The 4,311-nt window shown below is 70.5% G+C and carries 5 protein-coding genes; 1 reads left to right on the top strand and 4 read right to left on the bottom strand.

Annotation, left to right across the window (positions count from 1 at the left end; translation table 11 throughout):
• The first annotated feature begins 321 nt into the window (after nt 1–321).
• Entirely contained in the window at nt 322–510 is a 189-nt protein-coding gene (locus VFS34_06340) for a hypothetical protein (GenBank protein ID HET9794063.1), read from the top strand.
• A gap of 12 nt (nt 511–522) precedes the next feature.
• Here the strand turns inward: VFS34_06340 and VFS34_06335 are convergent, their stop codons facing one another.
• From VFS34_06335 to VFS34_06320, 4 genes are all read right to left on the bottom strand, one after another.
• Nucleotides 523–2,376 (bottom strand): DUF2207 domain-containing protein, encoded by a 1,854-nt coding sequence (locus VFS34_06335; GenBank protein HET9794062.1) that lies wholly within the window; start codon nt 2,374–2,376, stop codon nt 523–525.
• 256 nt (nt 2,377–2,632) lie between these two features.
• Nucleotides 2,633–2,980, bottom strand: coding sequence for an antibiotic biosynthesis monooxygenase (locus tag VFS34_06330; protein HET9794061.1), 348 nt, complete (start codon nt 2,978–2,980; stop codon nt 2,633–2,635).
• Between the two features lie 112 nt (nt 2,981–3,092).
• Entirely contained in the window at nt 3,093–3,590 is a 498-nt protein-coding gene (locus VFS34_06325; GenBank protein ID HET9794060.1) for an OsmC family protein, read from the bottom strand.
• Nucleotides 3,590–4,311, bottom strand: a 722-nt coding sequence (locus tag VFS34_06320; GenBank protein ID HET9794059.1) for a hypothetical protein, incomplete at its 5' end; no start/stop codon positions are given. The genes VFS34_06325 and VFS34_06320, both read right to left, overlap by 1 nt.

The raw sequence follows: 4,311 nt of genomic DNA, 5'->3' as shown, positions 1-4,311 counted from the left end.
GAGCGGATGCAGCTAGAGCCCGACCGGCGGGATCGCGCGCGCGGGGCGGGGAGGCCCCGCCGGCCATCCTGACCGCGCGATCGCTCCTCGCCTCCTTCGGTCTCTCGGGCGGCCTCAAGGCCGCCCTTTCCTTTGCGTCCGGCAGCCCAGGGAGGTGCCCGTGAAAGGATTCCGGGAGCGCCGCGTTCTCCCCGCCAGACTCGTCCTCGTTCGCGGGAGCGCCAATTCGGCCGTCTCCCGTCGCGACAAACCTCCTCTCCGAAAGCCCGCCCCGCGCCCGCCCGCGGGCGCGGGGAACCGAAACGATCCGGAGGTGAACCGATGATCGACTCCATCAGTTTCCTGGCTCCCGACGGCATGCTCGAATTCGAAGCCGCGGATATCGAGGAGATCGCGGTCGACGACGCCGGCACGCACATCGTCCTGAAGGACGGGCACACCTGCTCGCTCGTCGGCCACGAGGCGAAGCTGCTCTTCGAGAAGGTTCGCGGCGCTTCGGCCGCGCGCTGACGGCCCGGGTCGCTACCAGCCGCCTCCGCCGCCTCCGCCCGAAGAGCTTCCCCCTCCGCCCGACGAGGACGAAGGCGCCGCGACGCCCGCGGAGAACCCTCCGACCGCGGCGGCCCAGCTGCCGGAGGCCCCCGCTCCCCCGAAGCTTCCCCCTCCGCCCGTCCAGCCGCCTTCCGAAGTCGATGACGACGAACCCCCCGTGAACCCGCCGCCCGTCCGGGCGGCCGCGCCCGCGAAGCTCTTCGACCAGCGGTCGACCCCGGAGCCGAGCCCGAGCGCGAGAAGGTAGGGGAACCAGGAATCCTCGAGGGCCGGGTGCGGCTGCTTCAGCTGCAGCGCGAACCAGCGGCGGGCCGTGACGATCTTGCGTCGCGCGTCCATCCGCGCCGCTCCGTCGCGGCTCATCGCCATGTGGAACGCCGAGCTCACGTACATCACCGTCATGGCGGTGAACGCCGCGAAGAGCGTCGGGGAGTAGCCGGCGGGCATCACGATGCCGGCGATCACCCAGGGGCCGAGAATCAGGACCAGCGCGAACGTGAGCGGCACGCTCAGAGGAGAAAATGATTCCGCCGACCGGCTGGCGAGCGTGATTCCGATCCCGGCGAAGAACGCGGACGCGAACAGGAACGCGAAGAGCGCCGGCGGATCCGTCGCGACGTGATGCGGCCAGGTGACGACAACGAGCGCCACGGCGATCGCGAAGAAGAGCAGGCTTCTCCACGGGCGCGCGGGCTTGTACGTCTCGGCGAAGGCGCCCTTCGCGGCGAGCCGCGCCTTCAGGTCCGCGGTGATGAGCTGCGCGGGATTGAATCCACTCGACTTGTAGTGCGCGCGCACGTCCTCCGGCGTCACGCTCTCCTCGCCGAAGAACAGTCCGTCGACGAGCTTTCGCTCGTAGCCGGAAAACGCGGAAAGCGGGGCGACCCGGGTGAGGCGGAGCGTCGGTTTCGCCAGCACGTGGGACGTCTCGCTCTTCAGCTTCTTCTCCGCGACGAGCCGCGCGATCACGGCGCCGACTTCCGGCGAGCCCACGTCGTCGTCGAGCGCCGTTCCGACTTCCTCGGGGAGGAGATCGAACACGTTCGCGGCGAGCCACGGGGCGTCGACTTCGGAGAGGGGAGAAAGCGGCCGAAACCTTCCCCGCGCGCGGTCATGCAGCCAGTAGTGGAGCCCGAAGATCAGGAACGCGGCGGCGATCAGGATCTCCGCGAGGCGCCGGTCGGCGAGCGGAGGCACGCGGCGAACCGAGGCGGGAGCGCTCGAGGAGCGCAGCGTCGCCCGGACCACGAACCCGCGGCCCGGCATGAGGGGACCCGCTTGCCAGTGCCCGGGAAAGGCGTCCTCCGGCTTCCAGGAGGGGTCGAGGGTGAAATCGAGCGTGAAGCGGTCGATCGCGCCGTCCCGGTCGGGGAACGCGAAGTCGTGCGCGAGCCGATACGCGCCGCCCCGTTCCTCGAGAACGCCCGACAGCGTGTACTCGAGGACGTAATCGATCTCGGTGCCGGAGAACGGCGGGTCGGACGGCAGCCGGCTCCTCCAGCGGAGCGTCTTCTCGTCGACGAACTCGTAGTGATCCGTCTGCGAAAGGTCGCCGCCGACGAGCGGCTTCGAAGCGCCGCTCTGCGCATCGATTCGCGACATTCCGGCGAACGTCAGCTTCTGTCCCGGTTCGAGCCGGAACTTGCGCTCCCCGCCGTTCCATTCCCCGTCGAAGACCATGTTCTGGCGCTCCGAGACGTGCAGCAGTCCGTCGGCATCGAGGCGGGCGCGGACGTCGAGGCTCCGCCAGTGGAGCGTTCGGGCCGAGGCCCCGGACGCGAACGAGAGCAGAGCCAGCCCCCAGGCGAGCACGCGAGCTTTCATCGGGTTCTCCTCGGCGAAGTCTATCCTCGGCGCTAAGATCGTCGCGATGACTGTTCGTCGTTTTCCGGGGGCGAGGGCGATTCTCTTCGCGGTCGCCGTCGCCGCGGTCGTGGCGGGGTTCCTCCTCCAGATGGCGCGCGGCGTCTGCCCCGTTCCGTAGGGGAATCCGCCGCGGAGTCTGCTCGCCCGGCGGCGCGCGGGCCTCTTCCCCCCGACGGCGCTTCGCGTCGGCGGGGTCGCGGGCACTGCCGGGAGGTTATGCCTCTCGAGGTGGGCCGGTGTCGGCCGAGTCGGCCTCGGCCGCCGATCGGCGGAAGTGGCTCTCGCGGACGACTTCGGCGACTTCCATGTCGTAGTACTCGTACCAGCGGGCCCGCCCCGCCGCCTGCGCGGCGCGGTGCCGCGGGTCGTTTCTCCACCGGGCGAGCGACTCCGTGTCCCGCCACCAGACGATCGTCAGCCGCTCGCCGTCCTCGGCGCGGAAGCTCTTCACCGCCTCGAACCCGTCCGCCTGGCGGGCGAGCGCGAAGATCTCCTCGTCCATCGCCCGGTAGTCTTCGCCCGCCGCGTCGGTGAGCCGTGAGCGGAACAGGATGACGATCATGGCGTCATGCCTCCCGCGGGCTCTCCGTCGCCGGCGACCCTTCTCGAAGCGGCCGCCTCCCCGGCGAGGCGCCGGACCCGCTCGGTTTCGCCGGGAGATCCTTCGAAGTCGTTCATTTCTTCTCCCGGAGCGCCGGTCGCGCGTCCTCGATTTCGGGGTCGCAGGTCACCGGGAAATTGACGGAGCTCGCGACGAAGCAGAGATGGTGGGCCTTTTCGTGCAGCTCCCGCGCGAGCGCCGGGTCGCCCGCCGAGATCGTGACGCGCGGACGCAGCACGGCGGCCGTGAAGCGCCCTCCGCCGTCGTCGGTTTCGCGCATCTCTCCCGTCGCGCGGTCTTCGTACGCCGTGACGACGACGCCCGAGACGGCGCAGAGGTGCAGGTAGGAGAGCATGTGGCAGGCGGAGAGCGCAGACACGAGGAAGTCCTCGGGGTTGTGCCGCGACGCGTCTCCGCGGAAGACGGGATCGGCCGACCCGGCGATCGACGGCTTTCCTTCCACGCCGATCTCGTGATCGCGGGAGTACGCCCGGTACGACGAGGTGCCCTCGCCGAGGTTTCCGGTCCATTCGACGGTGACCGCGTAGCGATGCCGGCGCCCCCCGGCCATCAGATCTCGCCGCCCGCGGCCGCGGGAGCGAGCTCCGCGTCTTCCCGTTCGGCGATCCGCGCGATCGCCGCGGCGAGCCGGCGCGCGGCATGGGCGGCCGCCGACAGGTAGAGGGAAGGCTCGATGAGCTCGAGCTCCATCAGGAGCAGCGCGCCCTCCGATTCCACCCCGTCCACGCGCGCATAGAGCCAGGGGGAGTCGATCGCGTCGATCGCGCGTGCCGCCTCGCGCACGAGTGACGGGGGAGGCGGGCCCGGTTCGACGGTTCCACCGAATTCGGTCTGGACGCGGAAGTCGCCGGGCGCCGGGCGTTTCCGGACCGCGTGACTGAAGGCGCCGTCGAGGAAGACGAACGACCACTCCCCTTTCGTCTCGATCTCGGGAAGGTACTTCTGGACGAGGGCGTCGCCGTCGGCGACGAGCGCGCGGAGCTCGCCGTCGGATTCGTCCGCGCGCTCGCGGCCGATGACGAGCGTCCGGTGAGCGGTCGCCGAAACGGCGGGCTTCACGACGGCGCGGCTCCAGCCTTCCGCATCGAGGACGTCCTGCAGCTTCGCGGCGGACCTGGCCGGGAGGAAGCGCGTCGGAGCGATCGGAATGCCGCGGCGTTCGAGATCGCGCAGGTAGAACTTGTGCGAGTTCCAGAGAACGAGCGGCGCGGGATTCCAGAGAGTCGCGCGCTCGGCTCCGCGGGCGGCGACCCAGGCCAGGAACTCCCGGG

The sequence above is a fragment of the Thermoanaerobaculia bacterium genome (assembly GCA_035717485.1).
In the GTDB taxonomy this organism is placed as follows: domain Bacteria; phylum Acidobacteriota; class Thermoanaerobaculia; order UBA5066; family DATFVB01; genus DATFVB01.
The sequence above is the reverse complement of the archived record's forward strand: the minus strand, read 5'-3'. Positions and strand labels throughout refer to the sequence as shown.

Bases quoted from the DNA above. Each gene is read 5' to 3' on its own strand.
- VFS34_06340 (HET9794063.1), top strand. From the start codon at position 322: ATGATCGACTCCATCAGTTTCCTGGCTCCCGACGGCATGCTCGAATTC.
- VFS34_06335 (HET9794062.1), bottom strand. From the start codon at position 2,376: ATGAAAGCTCGCGTGCTCGCCTGGGGGCTGGCTCTGCTCTCGTTCGCG.
- VFS34_06330 (HET9794061.1), bottom strand. From the start codon at position 2,980: ATGATCGTCATCCTGTTCCGCTCACGGCTCACCGACGCGGCGGGCGAA.
- VFS34_06325 (HET9794060.1), bottom strand. From the start codon at position 3,590: ATGGCCGGGGGGCGCCGGCATCGCTACGCGGTCACCGTCGAATGGACC.